The sequence below is a fragment of the Pirellulimonas nuda genome, from assembly GCF_007750855.1.
In the GTDB taxonomy this organism is placed as follows: domain Bacteria; phylum Planctomycetota; class Planctomycetia; order Pirellulales; family Lacipirellulaceae; genus Pirellulimonas; species Pirellulimonas nuda.
On the sequence record NZ_CP036291.1, the window covers coordinates 2,002,551 to 2,017,725 of the forward strand.

14 protein-coding genes are annotated in these 15,175 nt (G+C 68.2%); 7 read left to right on the plus strand and 7 right to left on the minus strand.

Features of this window, described 5'->3' with window-relative positions:
- Window positions 1–109: 109 nt before the first annotated feature.
- Complete coding sequence (locus Pla175_RS08355) at window positions 110–571, minus strand: hypothetical protein (protein WP_231954273.1); 462 nt, start codon at window positions 569–571, stop codon at window positions 110–112.
- A 283-nt stretch (window positions 572–854) separates the two neighbouring features.
- Here Pla175_RS08355 and Pla175_RS08360 point away from each other — a divergent pair, with 283 nt between their 5' ends.
- The 3 genes from Pla175_RS08360 to Pla175_RS25885 all read left to right on the plus strand — a co-directional run bounded on the left by Pla175_RS08360 (window position 855) and on the right by Pla175_RS25885 (window position 3,591).
- Window positions 855–1,340, plus strand: a complete 486-nt coding sequence (locus tag Pla175_RS08360; protein ID WP_145283088.1) for a hypothetical protein — start codon at window positions 855–857, stop codon at window positions 1,338–1,340.
- Window positions 1,324–3,039 (plus strand): DEAD/DEAH box helicase, encoded by a 1,716-nt coding sequence (locus Pla175_RS08365; RefSeq protein ID WP_145283089.1) that lies wholly within the window; start codon window positions 1,324–1,326, stop codon window positions 3,037–3,039. The genes Pla175_RS08360 and Pla175_RS08365 overlap by 17 nt, the downstream gene beginning before the upstream one ends.
- A gap of 192 nt (window positions 3,040–3,231) precedes the next feature.
- The gene (locus tag Pla175_RS25885) at window positions 3,232–3,591 is read left to right on the plus strand and encodes a hypothetical protein (protein ID WP_197527346.1); all 360 of its coding nucleotides are present in this window, start codon (window positions 3,232–3,234) and stop codon (window positions 3,589–3,591) included.
- A gap of 189 nt (window positions 3,592–3,780) precedes the next feature.
- Here the strand turns inward: Pla175_RS25885 and Pla175_RS08375 are convergent, their stop codons facing one another.
- The 3 genes from Pla175_RS08375 to Pla175_RS08385 are packed head-to-tail and all read right to left on the minus strand — an operon-like array spanning window position 3,781 to window position 7,941.
- Window positions 3,781–4,806 carry a CNNM domain-containing protein gene (locus Pla175_RS08375; protein WP_145283094.1) on the minus strand — a complete coding sequence of 342 codons (1,026 nt, stop codon included), beginning with the start codon at window positions 4,804–4,806 and terminating at the stop codon, window positions 3,781–3,783.
- Complete coding sequence (locus Pla175_RS08380; RefSeq protein WP_145283097.1) at window positions 4,803–6,092, minus strand: CNNM domain-containing protein; 1,290 nt, start codon at window positions 6,090–6,092, stop codon at window positions 4,803–4,805. The genes Pla175_RS08375 and Pla175_RS08380 overlap by 4 nt, the downstream gene beginning before the upstream one ends.
- Window positions 6,093–6,105: 13 nt before the next feature.
- The gene (locus tag Pla175_RS08385; RefSeq protein ID WP_197527347.1) at window positions 6,106–7,941 is read right to left on the minus strand and encodes an ABC transporter permease; all 1,836 of its coding nucleotides are present in this window, start codon (window positions 7,939–7,941) and stop codon (window positions 6,106–6,108) included.
- A gap of 291 nt (window positions 7,942–8,232) precedes the next feature.
- On the opposite strand from Pla175_RS08385, the gene Pla175_RS08390 reads away from it, so the two are divergent.
- A complete protein-coding gene (locus Pla175_RS08390; protein WP_145283102.1) occupies window positions 8,233–9,591 on the plus strand; it encodes a tetratricopeptide repeat protein in 1,359 nt (452 codons plus the stop codon).
- Between the two features lie 237 nt (window positions 9,592–9,828).
- Here the strand turns inward: Pla175_RS08390 and Pla175_RS08395 are convergent, their stop codons facing one another.
- The 3 genes from Pla175_RS08395 to trpB all read right to left on the minus strand — a co-directional run bounded on the left by Pla175_RS08395 (window position 9,829) and on the right by trpB (window position 12,375).
- Window positions 9,829–10,083 (minus strand): hypothetical protein, encoded by a 255-nt coding sequence (locus tag Pla175_RS08395; protein WP_145283104.1) that lies wholly within the window; start codon window positions 10,081–10,083, stop codon window positions 9,829–9,831.
- A 123-nt stretch (window positions 10,084–10,206) separates the two neighbouring features.
- The gene (gene trpA / locus Pla175_RS08400; RefSeq protein ID WP_145283107.1) at window positions 10,207–11,010 is read right to left on the minus strand and encodes a tryptophan synthase subunit alpha; all 804 of its coding nucleotides are present in this window, start codon (window positions 11,008–11,010) and stop codon (window positions 10,207–10,209) included.
- Between the two features lie 138 nt (window positions 11,011–11,148).
- Window positions 11,149–12,375, minus strand: a complete 1,227-nt coding sequence (gene trpB, locus Pla175_RS08405) for a tryptophan synthase subunit beta (RefSeq protein WP_145292025.1) — start codon at window positions 12,373–12,375, stop codon at window positions 11,149–11,151.
- 86 nt (window positions 12,376–12,461) lie between these two features.
- On the opposite strand from trpB, the gene mutM reads away from it, so the two are divergent.
- The 3 genes from mutM to Pla175_RS08420 all read left to right on the plus strand — a co-directional run bounded on the left by mutM (window position 12,462) and on the right by Pla175_RS08420 (window position 14,849).
- The gene (mutM, locus tag Pla175_RS08410; protein ID WP_145283109.1) at window positions 12,462–13,304 is read left to right on the plus strand and encodes a bifunctional DNA-formamidopyrimidine glycosylase/DNA-(apurinic or apyrimidinic site) lyase; all 843 of its coding nucleotides are present in this window, start codon (window positions 12,462–12,464) and stop codon (window positions 13,302–13,304) included.
- Window positions 13,305–13,464: 160 nt separating this feature from the next.
- Entirely contained in the window at window positions 13,465–14,505 is a 1,041-nt protein-coding gene (locus Pla175_RS08415) for a DUF3500 domain-containing protein (RefSeq protein WP_145283111.1), read from the plus strand.
- Window positions 14,506–14,603: 98 nt separating this feature from the next.
- Window positions 14,604–14,849, plus strand: a complete 246-nt coding sequence (locus tag Pla175_RS08420; protein ID WP_145283113.1) for a DUF433 domain-containing protein — start codon at window positions 14,604–14,606, stop codon at window positions 14,847–14,849.
- Window positions 14,850–15,175 lie beyond the last annotated feature (326 nt).

The window sequence follows — 15,175 nt, forward strand, 5'->3', positions numbered from 1 at the left end:
GAACCACCAGACAATAGCTCAGAGCGCGCGGGCTGACAACTTGGCCGAAACAGCGCCGAGGCGCAGCTCGGCTGCTCCGGGGCACTCGGAACAGGCGTCGCGGTCGCGGCTAGACGGGCGACTCGGTAGACCCCGGGGCGCTGCCGAGGTGGGCCAGCACCTGGATCACACCGTTCAAGTGGGCCAGGCGCGGCCCGTAGCGGTCGATGAACTCGCTCAGCATGAACTCGCCGTAGACCAGGTCGTCCTTCGATTCCTTCACGTCCTCCGTAAGCCGGTCGAGGTACTCGACTTGCACCTTGGTGAGGGACTCGGCGGCCTCGCGGCAGTTGTGGGCGAGCTCCGGATTTGCGTCCCGCCAACGCTTGAGTTCCGAGTTGCGCTGCTTGTGCTGGGCAGAAACCACTGAGACGAGCTCTTCGAGCAGCTCGTTGGTGCGGTCCTGGGCCGAAAGCACCTCGCGGAGCAGCTCGGTTTGCTCCTCCGGGGGGCTGAGGATCCGCTGCGGCTGGCTCCCCGTGGAGACGTCGACCTGTGAGAAGAGGGGTGCGTAAGAGTGGTTTTCGGCCATCGGTGCGTTGCTTTCTCTGGTCGTGAGTAGTTGGCGGTCGGCCGCCAAACGTCCGCGGGGCGCCCCTATGGCGGCGCCGCTAGCAGTTTGGCAAGCCAGCGGCCCGTTGAGGCCCCTCGCAGGTCCCAGCTTAGTGGGTTGAGCGAGAAGACGCCAGGATTTCGCCCCCTATCCCGGCGGGGTGCGGCGGCCCGGTTCAAGAGATTCGATCGACTATTCCGATTGAAACGGTAGCGCGAGCCTGCCTCGGGCTCCGTTCCGCCACCAGACGCCACAACTGTGCATGCCCGACCCCACACGCCAGGCTAACCCGTGCATCGGCTACCTGTCTGTGCTCGAAGAGCCCGGAGCGGGGCTGATCGGCGGGTACCTGATCGTGTCGCCCCGCGGCCGGCCCCTCGAGTTCCACTGTACGGCCCCGATCGCCCCCAGCCGCGCGCATCAGTTGCTGTACGGGGCGTCGCTCCGGGCGTGCCTGGTCGCCGAAGAGATCGGCCCGTCGCTGCTGCGGGCCGCTGCCCACCGGCCTGCGGTGGTGCTGACCGAAGACGCCGACCTCGCCAGCATCCAATCGCCGGACGTGGCGCTAGTGCGGATGGACCGCCTCGCCGAGGCGCGGGGATTGCTCCTCGGACCCGCTTCAGACGCGCTTTCGGCGCTCGAATCCCACACCGACCTGGCCGAGCCGTTCGAGCGGATCGTCGCCGCGGTGCGCGAGGCGCAACGCATCACCACCGACCCGGAGCCGGCCGATGTACGGGCCGCTTGAGCCGCCGCAGGTGAGGTCGGTCGGGGCAGCGCAGCTCTGCTTCGGCGTGACGACCGCCCAGCACCCGCTGCACGCGCCCCGGGCCGCCGCCACGGCCCCGTGGGCGACCGACCTCGAGCCGCCGACGGTGCTCTCTTTGAAGCCGGACGGCTACGCGGTCCGGGTCTCTGGCTGTTTGATGCCCGAAGCGGGCCCCGTGGCGCCGACCGCCCCGCGGGCGGCTGCCGGTCCGCGGCAGCCGAGGCGCGGCGGGGGCAAACGGACGCGGGTCCGTCCGCCGACCGACGTGGTGCGGCTGCAAGACCGGTTGCAGTACCTGCTGCAGCCGCCGCTCGAATCGTTGATCGCGCAAGAGTCGCTCGCGTTCCCGTTCGAGCCATTCGACTACCAGTACGACGGCGTGGCGTTCTTGTTCCCTCGGCGTCACGCGATCTTGGCGGACGAGATGGGCCTGGGCAAGACGATGCAGGCCATCACGGCGATCCGCCTGCTCGCCAGGGCAGGGCGGCTCACCTCTGCGCTGCTGATCTGTCCGAAGCCCTTGGTCTCGAACTGGCGACGCGAGTTCTCACTGTGGGCGCCGGAGCTGTCGGTCGCGGTGATCGACGGCAAGCAGTCGGTACGCGCCTGGGCGTGGCGCGAGGCGTCGGCCGTGGTGCGGATCTCCAACTACGAGGCGGCCGTCCGCGACCTGGACATGATCACCGGCGCGGGGCCCTACGACCTGGTCATGCTGGACGAGGCCCAGCGCGTGAAGAACGCGTCGAGCGCAACGGCGCAGGCCGTGCGGTCGATCCCGCGGACCTCAAGCTGGGCGCTTACCGGCACGCCGATCGAGAACAGCATCGAAGACCTGGTGAGCATCCTCGAGTTCGTCTCCCCCGGCGCCGCCAAGCCGGGCACGCCGGCCAGGGCCCTGGCGCCGATGGTGCGCGACCTAGTGCTGCGGCGGCGCAAGGAACAGGTGCTGGCTGACATGCCGCCGAAGCTGGTGAGCGACGAGCAGGTCGACCTCACGCCGGAACAGTGGGAGGCCTACACGCGGGCCGAAGAAGAGGGGGTCGTGGCGCTCGACGCGTTAGGCAAGGAGGTCGACCTCAAGCACGTGTTCCAGTTGGTGCTGCGTCTGAAGCAGATCTGCAACTTCGATCCGGTGACCGGCGCCAGCGGGAAGCTCGACCGGCTCGAAGCCGAGCTCGAGGAGTGCGTCGCCAGCGGCCGCAAGGCGATCGTCTTCAGCCAGTGGGTCGGCTCGCTCGAGAAGATCGCGGCGCGGATCGGGCGGTTCCATCCGCTAGAGTACCACGGCCGCGTGCCTCACAGCCGCCGTGACGGGGTGATCGAACGGTTCCGCGACGACCCGGCGTGCGGCGTGATCCTGATGAGCTACGGGGCCGGCAGCGTGGGGCTGAACCTGCAGTTCGCCCAGTACGTGTTCTTGTTCGACCGGTGGTGGAACCCGGCGGTTGAGGACCAGGCGATCAACCGCGCCCACCGCATCGGCGCCGCGGGGACCGTGACGGTGACGCGCTACCTGGCGGCCGGCACGATCGAAGAGCGGATCGACCGCGTGCTGTCGGAGAAGCGGGCCCTGGCCGAAGCGGTGCTCGGCGCCGACGGCCCGCCGGCCAGCTACGGGCTGACGCGCGACGACCTGCTGGAGCTGTTCCAGCGGCCGCGCAGCAAGGCGGCGGCGTAGCGTTTCGGGCTGCGTAGGCATTGCGAGTTAGGCAAGCGACGGCGGATGCGACAGCGGCGCCGACCCGATCTGGACTTTTCCACAGCCAATGCGCGGTCTTGGCAGCGCGACATGGCCGGCGGGGGGCGATACCTTCACTGATAGCGTCCCGCGACGCTGCTGTGCCCGCGTCGGTATTCGGAAGGAGCCACTGTGCGAATCATTGTCTCGATACTCGCGTTGTGTGCACTAACCTCTTCGGCGAGCGGGGGCGAGATCTGCTGCGACCCGGTGCTCATTCACACCAACGGCATGCGGTTGGCTTCGACGTGCCCGGAACGCAGCAGCAACGTCTACTGGCGGTGCGACCCGTACCACGTGGGCCAATGCGGCGATCGGTACAACTGGCCGCCGCTCAACTCGCTGCTCTTCCGCACGCCGTACTCCGGCCCCTGCACGGGCGCGGACGCCCCCTCGGGGCTGCACGTCGGGACCGGCTTCTACGAGCCGATCGACGCGACCCGCTTCGAGCGGATCGGCACGCTCCCGGCGCCGCCGGCCGCGGCCCGCTAGCACGGCGGCGTCTTCGCCCTCGCCCCAGTCGTTACAGTTTGCCACGGGCGATTGATCGCCCGATGCGGCCGCCGATTTATTGCGTCGGCGGCCCGCTGGTTGCGCCGATACTGTCAGTACTACGACGCAGGGAGGGCGAAACACAGTCTGTGTTTTGCTTCAGGATAGGGGTCATGGCAGGGCGACGGATCATCCTGCCATGACCTCTTTTTTTGCGCCGCCGGGCGGACCGGGCGCGGGGCCTCGCCCCAGCGCGTCGGTCGTCAGCACCGAACGCAGCGCCTCGAGCCGCAGCAGCCCCGTGACGCGTCCCGCCGGCCCCAGCCGCACCAGCGCGATCGGCTGCCCGTCGCTCTGCATCCGTGTCAGGGCCGACAGGAAGGTGGTCTGCTCGTCGAACTCCAGCAGCGGACGGATCGGCGGGGGCGCGTTGGGATCGCCGTTCAGGCAGTCGAACGCCCGCACGTAGCCCACGATCTCTCGCCGGCGGGCCGGGTCCTCTACCGGCATCGCGGCTTGTTTCTGGCGGCGGGCGAGCCGCAGCACGTCGCGTCGCGACATCACGGTCGAAGCGCGGACGAACCTCGCCGAGGGGGTCATGAACTCACGGACGGAGCGGCTCGCGGCGCCGAAGATCGCCTGCGCCAGCCGGCGTTGGACCGGCTCCAGCAGCCCGACGGCGTGCCCCTCGTCGAGCGCCTGGGCCAGCTCGCGGCGTGCGATGACCCCCCGGATGACGTCCGTGGGGGTGCGGCCGACCCACTGCAGCAGCCGGCCGACGCACCACAGCAGCGCGCTCACCGGCAAGAACAGCAGCCCCGCCACGGCCAGCGGCGCCGCGACGCGCCGCAGCATGCGGTTGGGCGCCGCGTAGAAGACGTTCTTCGGCATTAGCTCGCCGTACACGAACACCAGCGGCGAGAACGCCATCGGCACCAGCACCCCGGCGAGCTCCGAGCCGGCGAAGTAGTGGTCGCAGGCCATCACGATCGCCGAAGACGCCAGGTAGTTGGCCACGTTGTTGCCCACCAGCACCGTAGCGACGAACGCCGCGGGGTTGTTCACCGCCCAGAGGAAGCCCTTGGAGATGCGGTCTCCGGCCATCGTGTCGATCACCAGCCGCAGCCGCGACAGGCGGTAGAAGCCGGTCTCCGAGCCGCTGAACATCGCGCTCAGTGCAAGCCCCAACGAGAACAACAGCAGCGGCACGATCATCGCGCACCCTCCGGGGACGCCGGCTGATCGGTAGAGCCGCTGGGCTCGGGCCGGACGTGGATCAGCGTCGGCCCGTCCTGCGGCGCTTCAACAACCTCCCAGTAGAAGCCCCCCCAAGAGATCGCGTCCGAAGCGCTCGGCACGCGGTGCAAGACCTCCTGAAGGAGCCCGCCGACCGTCACGTTCTGGGCGTCCGGGAAGGGGACGCCCAGCCGTCGGCTCACCTTCCGCAAGGTGGTGAAGCCGCTGACTTCCCACGCCTCTTCGCCCAGAGCGCGGATCGAACCGAGCTGCCGGATGGCCTCGTGCTCGTGCGACTCCGGGTTCAGGATGTGATCGAACAGGTCCTCCAGCGTGACCACGCCGACGGTCTCGCCCATCTCGTTCAGCACCGCGGCCACGCGCCGGCCCGTCTCCTGCAACGCGTCGAGCGCCGCCGCGGCGGGGGCCGACCAGGGGACGTACGCCACCGGCTGGGCGTACAGGTGCAACGCGTCGATGGGGGTCATCGCCACCCGGTCCAGCGGCAGGGCGGCGGCGATTTCTTCGCTGTCTGGCTCGGTGATCAGCACGTAGCCGCTGGGGGTCGCCTCGCCCTCGAGGTCCTCCACGTGCACCGGCGGGGTAAACGCCCAGTAGCGTTTGCGGGGCCGCATGATCTCCTCGACGCGCATCTCCGAGAGCGACACCGTCCGCCCGAGGATGTCGCGCTCTTGCTCCAGCAGGTCGCGGTCTTTGGCTCCCAGGGCGATCGCCCGCTCCAGGTCTCCCAGCTCGAGGTAGGGCTCCGGCTCGAACGACGGGGCGACCAGGCGGAGCGACGCGTTGGTGACCGTCTTGAGCATCGGCAGCATCGGGTCCACGAGCCGCGCCGCCATCTTCAGCGGCAGCCCCACCAGCCCGGCGACCTGCTGCGGCCAGATCACCGCGACGTTCTTCGGCAGCATCTCGCCGAAGAGGATGATCGCCAGCAGCGCGCCCAGGCCGAACGCGATCGAGGCCTGTGTCCCTAGCTGGGTCCCCAGCCGCAGCGTGACGACGCTCGAGAGCGCGAAGTACGCCATGTTGGTCACCAGGTTCCAAAACAAGATCGTGGTGAGCACGCGTGGCGGGTCGGCCAGCAGGGCCGCCGCGGCGCGTCCCCCGCGGCTCCCCGCGGCGAGCCTCTCTTGCTGCTCCCGCGTCAAGTAGAACAGCGCCGCTTCGCTCCCCGAAAAGAACGCCGAGGCGACAACCAAAGCGGTCATCACCAGCATGTGGGGGAGGGTGGCGAGCAGCGATTCCAAGGCGTCTTCCGCGTTAGTCTCTAGCGGCGGTGCGGCCGGTGGCCACGTCGAACTCGGCCAGCGCCGGCACCAGCATCGCCGCGGTAAAGAACCCGCACGCGGCGATCGACGCCAGGAAGACGCCGCTGTAGTTCATCAGCAGGAAGCTAGTGATCGCGTAGAACGTGGCGGCCGGCGCCGAGAAGCAGGCCAGCATCATCGCGCGCGACGGGTTCCGCCAAGCGAGCGCCGCGAACAACGCCAGCCCGCCGCCGGCCATGAATCCCAGGAACGGGACCAGTTGCTTGTCGAAGGATTCGCTCAACTCCACCATCATCCGCATGCAGAAGCTGACACCCAGGAACAAGAACAGCAGCGTCCCGATGCTGGTGGCGATGGCGTGCTGAGAGTTGGGGTAGATCATGCCGGCGTGCAGCCCCAGCACAGCGGCGAACACGTCGACCGCCAGCAGCCCCACGATCATGAACGCCAGGTTCTCCCCGCCGAGCGCGCCCACCCAGCCCAGGTAGCAGCACAGCGCGATCGGCAGCAGGATCATCTCCTTGGCGTTGTAGAAGGCGCCGGCGAGCTTGCCGAAGATGATCTCCTTCGGCGTGAGGTCGGTGGCCAGCAAGAGGTCCAGCGCCTTGGCGTCGCGCTCGCCGGTGATCGACGTCACCGCCAACGCGTTGACCAGCACCACGCTCACCACCAGCAGCGGGGCCAGCGGGGCCGCGATGGGGGGCAGGGTGCGCCCGTCGGCCTGCGGGGCGCCCAACTCGCGGACCACCCCCGCGACGCACAGGGCAAAGATCGCCAGGTACGCCAGCCGCACCACGATAATCTTCTTGCCGTACGCCCAGGTGCGCACCTCACGCCATAGGATGGGGTTGTTCCACACCGGCCGCAGCTTGCCCGGAGCGGCGTGCACGCTGGCCCGCTGGGTGGGGGATTCAACTGAGTCGCTGGCGAATGAGTCGCTGGTGAAGATGCCCGCGGAATGTTCTTCGGACTCCTGCCGGGGCCGCGCCTCGCGCGAAGGGTTCCAGACACGCACCCGCAGGATGGCCACCGCGTTAAGCAGAAAAACGATCGCCCCGGACACGGCCGCAAACCCGGCCACCAGCGCGCCGGGACCCGCCTCGCCGGTCGACCCCGGCCCGCGGGCGATCGGCGGGTTGGGTCCGAAGCCCGGCGCCACGGCGACGCGTATCGCCCGCCAGGGGCTGGCCATCGCGGCGGCGTCTGCGGCGTTCACGCCGGCGATCCGCTCACCCAGGGCGCCGCTCCCGACGATCTCCCAGCCGACCGACCAGAGCACGATCACCAGGGCGGACATCGCCAGCGCCTGGAACGTTTTTTCTCGCCACAGGGCCAGCACCGAGCCCAGGCTGCCCGCCGCCAGGGCGCTGAAGACGGTCACCACCAGCACGCGGCCCACCTGCTCTAGCGAGACCCCCCCGAGCCAGCCGATGGCCAGCAGCACCGGCGCGGTCGACGCGATCACCACCAGCACCGTGAGCAGGCTCGCCAGCAGCTTGCCTAGCACCAGCTCGCTGTTGGTGAGCTCCGAGAGCAGCAATAGCAGTAGGGTTTTCCGGTCTTTTTCTTGCGACACCGCCGCGGCGGTCAGCAGCGCGGAGAACAAGATGCAGACGGTCAGCACCAGCGGAGCGATCTGGGCGAACACCGTGGCGCCGAACCGGGCCAGCTCCCCGGGCCCGCTGACCTGCTGAGACCCCACCACCACCTGCCACGCGGTGAGCACCAGCCCCAGCAGCACGGCCGCCATCAGGGTCCGGACCGCAAAGAACTTGGGGCGGCGCGGGGCGGTAAGCGCCTCGCGGGAGAAAACCGGGCCGATGATCAACGGGACGCGCCTCGAGTTGCAGGGGACCGCTTGGTTATAACCTCCCCGCGCGTTGGCCGTCGACGCCGGCCGACCAACCGGCAAAGTCGCTCCAACCCCGCGCCCCGGCCTGCCGAAACCACCCTCTGAGGGGCGGCGCCCGCCGGGCGCGTGTGCGCCTCTCGCAAAAGCGTCTATAGTAAGGGCCTGAGGGGGGGGCCCGCGGCGAGCCGCCGCGGCCGCCCACACGTGCAGAGTCCGGACGCGGCGAACGCCGATCTTATTCCACCTTTTGATTACAAGGCTTCTTCGATGCAGACCAAACCGCGTCGTCTCGTGTCTCACCCGATCTACGCCGCCTGCCTGGCGGCCCTGACGCTGGCGGGCGCAACCGTGGCCAGCGCCCAGGTGACGCCGACCTCGGTCATCGGCGATAGCGTCAGCGACCCCGACTCGTCCCGCTACTCGGACATCAGCGAGGCGATCAAGCGCTACACCAACCGCGACGTCCCGGGCGCCGAGGTCTTTCTTGAGACCGCCCGCCGCAAGGACCCGCGGCTGCCGCCGGTAGGGGTCATGCTGGCCAAGCTGCACCTGCTGACCAACAATCAAGCGATGGTCCGCCCCGCGCTCGAGCAGGCCGCCAACGCCGAGCCGGGCGACCCGGAGCCCTACCTCCTGTCTGCCGAGGCGGCCCTCTCCGACAACCGCACCATCGACGCCGAGGCGTTGTTCGACAAGGCGATCTCGCAGATCGACGCGTACGACGCCAACGCCAAGCGTAAGCGGCAGTTGCAGATCCGCGGCTACCGCGGCCGGGCCCTGATGGCCCAGCGGCGCCGCAACTGGGAGAAGTCGCTGGAGGACATCAACGCCTGGATCAAGATCGACCCCGAGAACGCGGCCGCCTACAACGAGTTGGGGCAGACCCTGTTCATGCTGAAGAATCCGCGTGAAGGGTACGAGGCGTTCGTGAAGGCCAAGGGGCTCGACGAGAAGCTGCCCAACCCCTACGTGTCGGCCGCGGTGATGTACGAGCGCACCGAGCAGCGGGCCGAAGCCATGCAGGCCTTCGAGCGCGCCTACGCCGACGACAAGGCGAACGAAACCACCCTGGCCGCCTACAGCCAGGCGCTGCTGCGTGCCGGCGATCTGCAGAAGGCGACCACGATCCTCAAGGGGGCGCGTGAGACCAACCCCGATTCGTTCAACATCTGGTTGCTGAGCGGCGTCGCCGCCAGGATGAGCGGCGAGCCCGCCCAGGCGGAGCAGTATTTCACCCGCGCATTATCGATCCAACCCGCCAACCGCGACGTCTACAACCAACTGGCGCTGCTGCTGGTTGAACAGGAAGACCCCAAGCAGAAGCAACGCGCCGCTCAGTTCGCCCAAGTGAACGCCCAGCTCAACAGCAAGAGCGGCGAGACCATGATCACGCTGGCCTGGGTGTTGTATCAGCTAGGCCAGCCGGCCCAGGCCCAGCAGGCGCTTCAACAAGGGGTCCAGCTCGGCGGGCTCAGCGGAGACGCCAGCTACCTGGTCGCCAAGATGGTGCTCGCCGGGGGCAACAAAGACGCCGCCAAGCGGCTGCTGACCATGGCCTTCGAGAACGAGCAGGGGATCTTCGTCGAGAAGGACGAAGCCAAGGCGCTGCTCGAGTCGATCAAGTAGCCAACCGCGTAGGGTGCGATGAAGCCAAAGGCGTAATCGCACCTTGGCCTCACGGCATCGAACCGCCACGCCGAACTCGGGGCCGCGGTTCGATGCCGACAGGCGCAGCCGATCTGTGAGATGCAAGACCGCCCGCGCGATGCTCAGCGTCGTAGTACTTGGTGGCCAGCCAACGATCCGTCGGCGTGGAAGGTGCGATTACGCTGCGCTCCATCGCACCCTACGACTCGCACCGCGTTACCGCTGGTAGCCCAGCGAACGCACGACCTCCAGCAGCTCGTCGTAGCCGATGAACCGCCGGCGGTTGCGCGCCTTGTAGGCGTCGACGCCGCGGGCCAGCTCGGCCGCCTCGGGGGACAGCTCGTGGTAGCTGTTGACAAACTGCCGGCGTTCACGCCCCGGGTTGTCGCCGACCGGGCTCTCGCGGCGGTCGAGGAATCCGGGCTGAGTCGGGGTCGGGATCGGGGTCGGTTCGAGCGTGGTCGGAGTCATGGCGCGTCCTCGGGAAGCTTGGGGGGCGCCTAGATGCGCCCGTGGCAAGCTTAGGCCAAGAATCGCAGGGGCGCCGGCCGCCAGAGTCCCCGGGCGCCCCACCGGCGGCGCCGGTTGTGCCGGCTATTCCGCCAGGGCGGCCAGCAGCGTCTGCACGTAATCGCCCACATCCTTGAGCACCTCGGCCCGGGGCCGGTCGGCGGCCTGCGCCACCCGGCGGACGATCGCGGAGCCGACAATCAGCCCGTCCGCCACCGGCGCCAACAGCCGCACGTGCTCCGGCTTGCTGATGCCGAAGCCGATACAAATAGGCAGCGGCGTCTGCTCCCGCAGCCAGCCGACGCTCTCCAGCAGGTCGGGGGGAAGCTCCGTACGCTCGCCGGTGATGCCTGCTACCGACACGTAGTACACGAAGCCGGTAGAGGTCTCACATATCCGCAACGCCCGCTCCCGCGGCGTCAGCGGCGTCACCAACTGGATCAGGCTGAGCCCGCGCGCGGCGGCGATCTTGGCCAGGGCAGGGGACTCCTCCACGGGCAGGTCGGGCACGATCAGCCCCGCCACGCCGGCCCCCGCGGCGTCGTCGCAGTAGCGCTCGACGCCGTGGCGGAAGATGATCGCGTAGCTGACCATCGTCACCACCGGCGCGGCGAGCTGGGGCGTGGTTTTGCCCAGCATCTCGAGGATGCCGGCCAGCTTGATCTTATTCTTCAACGCCCGGGTGTACGACTCCTGGATCACCGGCCCATCAGCGATCGGGTCGCTGTAGGGCACCCCCAGCTCACACAGGCTGGCGCCGCGGCCGACCACTTCCCGCAGCACCGCAGAGGTGAACTCCAGGTCGGGGTCGCCGGCGGTGACGAAGGGCATCAGCGCCTTGCGCTTCTCGGCGCGGAGGCGGGCGAAGAGGTCGGGGATCGCGGGCATCTACTGGCTTGTATTGAAGTGTCGATTGAAGGAAGGGCGCCACGGGCGGTAGAGGCGGCCCTTCCGGCGATATGGGGGGAGAGCGGCTTGATGGATTGCCGTGTGGCGGGCTGCTCGCCCGACGCTGCTTAATAGAAACTATCCAAAATCCACCCCTTTGAGGCGTGCGATCTCCATCGCGTCTTTATCTCCCCGCCCGCTCAGGCAGACGACGATCACCTGATCTTTCGGGCGACCCTTGGCGATCTCCATCGCCTTAGCCACCGCGTGGGCGGTTTCTAGGGCCGGCATGATGCCCTCGTTTGACGCGCACGCGTCGAAGGCCGCCATCGCCTCGCCGTCGCGGCAGCTCGTGTAGCGCACCCGGCCCGAGTCTTTCCAGTAGCTGTGCTCGGGGCCGACGCCGGGGTAGTCGAGGCCCGCGGACATGCTGTGCACGTCGCACGTCTGGCCGTCGTCGTCCTGCATCACGTAACTAAAAGAACCGTGCAGCACGCCCGGCTGGCCGTAGGTGAGCGGGCTGGCGTGGTCGCCCGGCTGGTCGCTGCGGCCCCCGGCTTCGACGCCGACCAGCTCCACCTCTGGGTGCTCGACGAACGGGTAGAACATCCCCGCTGCGTTGCTGCCGCCGCCGACGCAGGCGACCGCTGCGTTGGGCAGCCGGCCCATCCGCTGCTGGCACTGGTCGATGGTCTCGCGGCCGATCACGCTCTGGTAGTCGCGTACGATCCGCGGGAAGGGGTGGGGCCCCACGACCGATCCAAGGATGTAGTGCGTGTCCCCCACGCTCGACATCCAGTCGCGCATCGCCTCGTTGATGGCGTCGCGCAGCGTGCGGCTGCCGCTGGTCACGGGACGCACCTCGGCGCCCAGCAGCTTCATCGCAAACACGTTGGGCTTCTGCCGGCGGATGTCTTCCTCGCCCATGTACACCACGCAGGGGAGGCCGAAGTGGGCGCAGGCCGTGGCGGTCGCCACGCCGTGCTGGCCGGCGCCGGTCTCCGCGATGACCCGCTTTTTCCCCATCCGCAGGGTCAGCAGCGCTTGGCCGAGCGTGTTGTTGATCTTGTGGGCGCCGGTGTGGTTCAGGTCTTCCCGCTTGAACCAGATCTGGGCGCCCCCGACCCGCTCGCTCAGCCGCTTGGCGTGGTACAGCGCCGAGGGCCGACCGACGAAGTCGCGCAGCAGCTCGCTCAGCTCTGCCTGGAAGCCCGCGTCGGCGCGCGACTTTTCGTACTCGCGGGTCAGCTCGTCGAGCGCGTACACCAGCGTTTCGGGCACGTAGCGGCCGCCGAAGGCGCCGAACCGCCCCGCGGCGTCTGGGACCGCAGCGCCCGCCGTAGCCGGTTTGTCTGAAATATTGATACTCAAGCTAAATCCCCTGTTGTTGTTCCTTGATTGTCAGCCGCGGCCGGGAGCGAATCAAGCCGCGATCCCGTAGCGTCGTCACAATGCCTGAGCTCCCCGAAGTCGAAACGATGCGTCGCGGCGTCCTCGGGGTGGTGGGCGCCCGCGTGGAGCGTATCGCCCAGCTCGCCTGCCCCCGCAAACCGATCGCCTTCACGCCCGAACCTCGCCAGTTCCAAGACCGCACCGCCGGGCGGAACGTCACGGGGGTTGACCGAATCGGCAAGCGGGTACTGGTGCGGCTCGATACGGGGGACGCCATCGTCTTCGAGCCACGAATGACCGGCCTAGTGCTGGTAAAGGACTCGCCCGACCCGCTCTACCTACGGGTGCACGTCGGTCTGAAGGGGGGCGCCGAGCCCGACCTCTGGTTCTGGGACCGCCGCGGGCTGGGGAATGTTCGCTTGCTGAGTGAAGCAGAGCAGGGGGTCGCGTTTGGGCCTGACAAGCTGGGGCCCGATGGGCTGGTGGTTAGCTCTGGCGACTTACGTCGCCGGCTCGCCAGCAGCCGGCGGGAAGTGAAAGTCGCGCTACTTGATCAAAAGGCAGTTGCGGGGATCGGCAACATCTACGCCGCCGAGGCGCTGCACGTGGCCGGCGTCCACCCGGCCGCACGGTGCGACCGGCTCTCGGGCCGGCAGTGGGAGGCCATCGTCGACGCTATCCACGAGGTGCTCGAAGAAGCCATCCGCTGCGAAGGCTCAACCCTCAGCGACGGCACCTACCGGAACGCGCTGAACGCAGACGGCGGCTACCAGAACCAGCACCGCGTGTACGACAAAGCAGGCGACCCGTGCCGTCGCTGCGGCGCGACCATCCTCCGCATCGTGCAGGCGCAGCGGTCCACGTTCTTTTGCCCAGGTTGCCAAACCCGCAGACGAAAATGACCAAGTACCACGCCTAAGTGCCCAAAAAGGGGTACGCCAGCGCGTACTCTGGTCATTTAGGCTTGGTCATTGGTCATTTCTCCTCCGGCGGAACTTGCCTCGCGCGGCGGGGTTGGGTTCTAATTGACAGAGCAACCACTCTTCTCAACGAGGCCCGATCATGGCGCAGCAGCAACCCCTTGGTTTCGACCGACGCGACTTCCTCCGCACCGCCGGCGGCGCCGCCCTTGGCGCCGGAATGGGCGCCGGGTTTGGCGTCCTCCCCGCCGGCCGCGTGTGGGCCGCGCCCAAGCAGGCCGCAACGGTTGCGGCGCCCGAGACGCTGGTCAAGACGCTGTTCCAGTCGCTCAGCCCCGAGCAGGCGGCGAAGGTCTGCTTCCCGTGGGGCCACGTAGCCAAGGGCAGGGGGCTGCTGCGGACGCGGGTGTCTGCGAACTGGCAGATCACCGAGCCGTCGTTGTTCGAGGACTTCTACACAGACGACCAACGCCACACCGTCCGCAAGATCATGGAGGGCATCTACAGCCCCGAATGGATCGAACGCATCGACAAGCAGTTCGACGAAGACTCCGGCGGCTGGGAGCAGAACAGCATCGCCATCTTCGGCGACCCCAAGAGCGACCAGTTCGAGTTCGTCATGACCGGCCGCCACCTGACCGTCCGCTGCGACGGCAACACCACCGAGCACGTCGCGTTCGGCGGACCCATCTTCTACGGCCACGCCGCCGACACCGACACCGAGGGCCCCGACCACCCGGGCAACGTCTACTGGTCGCAGGGGGTCGCGGCCAACGCGCTGTATCAGATGCTTGACGGCAAGCAGCGCGACATGGCGCTGGTGCACACCGGCCTCCCCGCGGAACAAAAGATCGCGTTCCGCGGCGAGCGCGGCGGCTTCCAGGGGATGCCGGTCGCGGAGTGCTCCGCGGACCAGAAAGCGGCGCTCCAAGGGGTGCTCAAGAAGCTGGTCGAGCCCTACCGCGAGGTGGACCGCCAAGAAGTAACCGCGTGCCTCGAAGCCCAGGGTGGCCTCGACCGCTGCCACCTGGCGTTCTACCAGGAGGGAGACATCGGCGCGGACAAGGTGTGGGACAACTGGCGGCTGGAAGGCCCCGCGTTCGTCTGGCACTACCGCGGCGCGCCGCACGTGCATGTGTGGGTGAACGTGGCGGATTCGCCGGGGGTGGAGCTGAACGCGTAGGGAGAGGCGTTCTCCCACGTTCGCGTCTGAGCGGAGGACGGTAGTCCTCCGAGAGTTCGTAGTTTGGCCTTAACTCATTGAAGGTCTACCCTTCTTCCATGAACTACCTCGACCGCATCACCATCGACCCCCGCATCCGCAGCGGAAAGCCCTGCATCCGCGGCACGCGCATCGCCGTGGCCGATGTCTTCGACTACCTGGGCGGCGGCATGAGCGTCGCCGAGGTCCTGGACGACTTCCCGGACCTTACCGCGGATGACATTCAGGCGTGCTTCGCGTTTGCCGCCGACCGTGACTCACCCAAAACCCCCGGCTCAAACGGCGCCCCAATATCCACCACATAGCCGGGTGCCATGCCCACGCTTGCGTGGGAATGCGATCGAGCGAGCGAAGGTTTTTCAAAGCAACGGCATGCTCACGCAAGCGTGAGCATGGCACCCGGCCGACCGTGACCGCCGCCTGAGCGTCGCACCACATGAAGCTGCGCTTTGACGAGGATCTTTCGCCCAAGCTGCCCGGCTTGCTGAAGGCACCGGGTGCCATGCCCACGCTTGCGTGGGAATGCGATTGAGCGAGCGAAGGTTTCTCAACAGCAACGGCATGCTCACGCGAGCGTGAGCATGGCACCCGGCCCCGTAGCGAGTATGGTTATCGCAGTCACCACTGTACC

What these genes read in the sequence shown, in the direction of transcription:
- mutM (WP_145283109.1), top strand. Translation starts at nt 12,462, where the DNA reads ATGCCTGAGCTCCCCGAAGTCGAAACGATGCGTCGCGGCGTCCTCGGG.
- Pla175_RS08365 (WP_145283089.1), top strand. Translation starts at nt 1,324, where the DNA reads ATGTACGGGCCGCTTGAGCCGCCGCAGGTGAGGTCGGTCGGGGCAGCG.
- Pla175_RS08375 (WP_145283094.1), bottom strand. Translation starts at nt 4,806, where the DNA reads ATGATCGTGCCGCTGCTGTTGTTCTCGTTGGGGCTTGCACTGAGCGCG.
- Pla175_RS08415 (WP_145283111.1), top strand. Translation starts at nt 13,465, where the DNA reads ATGGCGCAGCAGCAACCCCTTGGTTTCGACCGACGCGACTTCCTCCGC.
- Pla175_RS08355 (WP_231954273.1), bottom strand. Translation starts at nt 571, where the DNA reads ATGGCCGAAAACCACTCTTACGCACCCCTCTTCTCACAGGTCGACGTC.
- Pla175_RS08420 (WP_145283113.1), top strand. Translation starts at nt 14,604, where the DNA reads ATGAACTACCTCGACCGCATCACCATCGACCCCCGCATCCGCAGCGGA.
- trpA (WP_145283107.1), bottom strand. Translation starts at nt 11,010, where the DNA reads ATGCCCGCGATCCCCGACCTCTTCGCCCGCCTCCGCGCCGAGAAGCGC.
- Pla175_RS08390 (WP_145283102.1), top strand. Translation starts at nt 8,233, where the DNA reads ATGCAGACCAAACCGCGTCGTCTCGTGTCTCACCCGATCTACGCCGCC.
- Pla175_RS08395 (WP_145283104.1), bottom strand. Translation starts at nt 10,083, where the DNA reads ATGACTCCGACCACGCTCGAACCGACCCCGATCCCGACCCCGACTCAG.
- Pla175_RS08360 (WP_145283088.1), top strand. Translation starts at nt 855, where the DNA reads ATGCCCGACCCCACACGCCAGGCTAACCCGTGCATCGGCTACCTGTCT.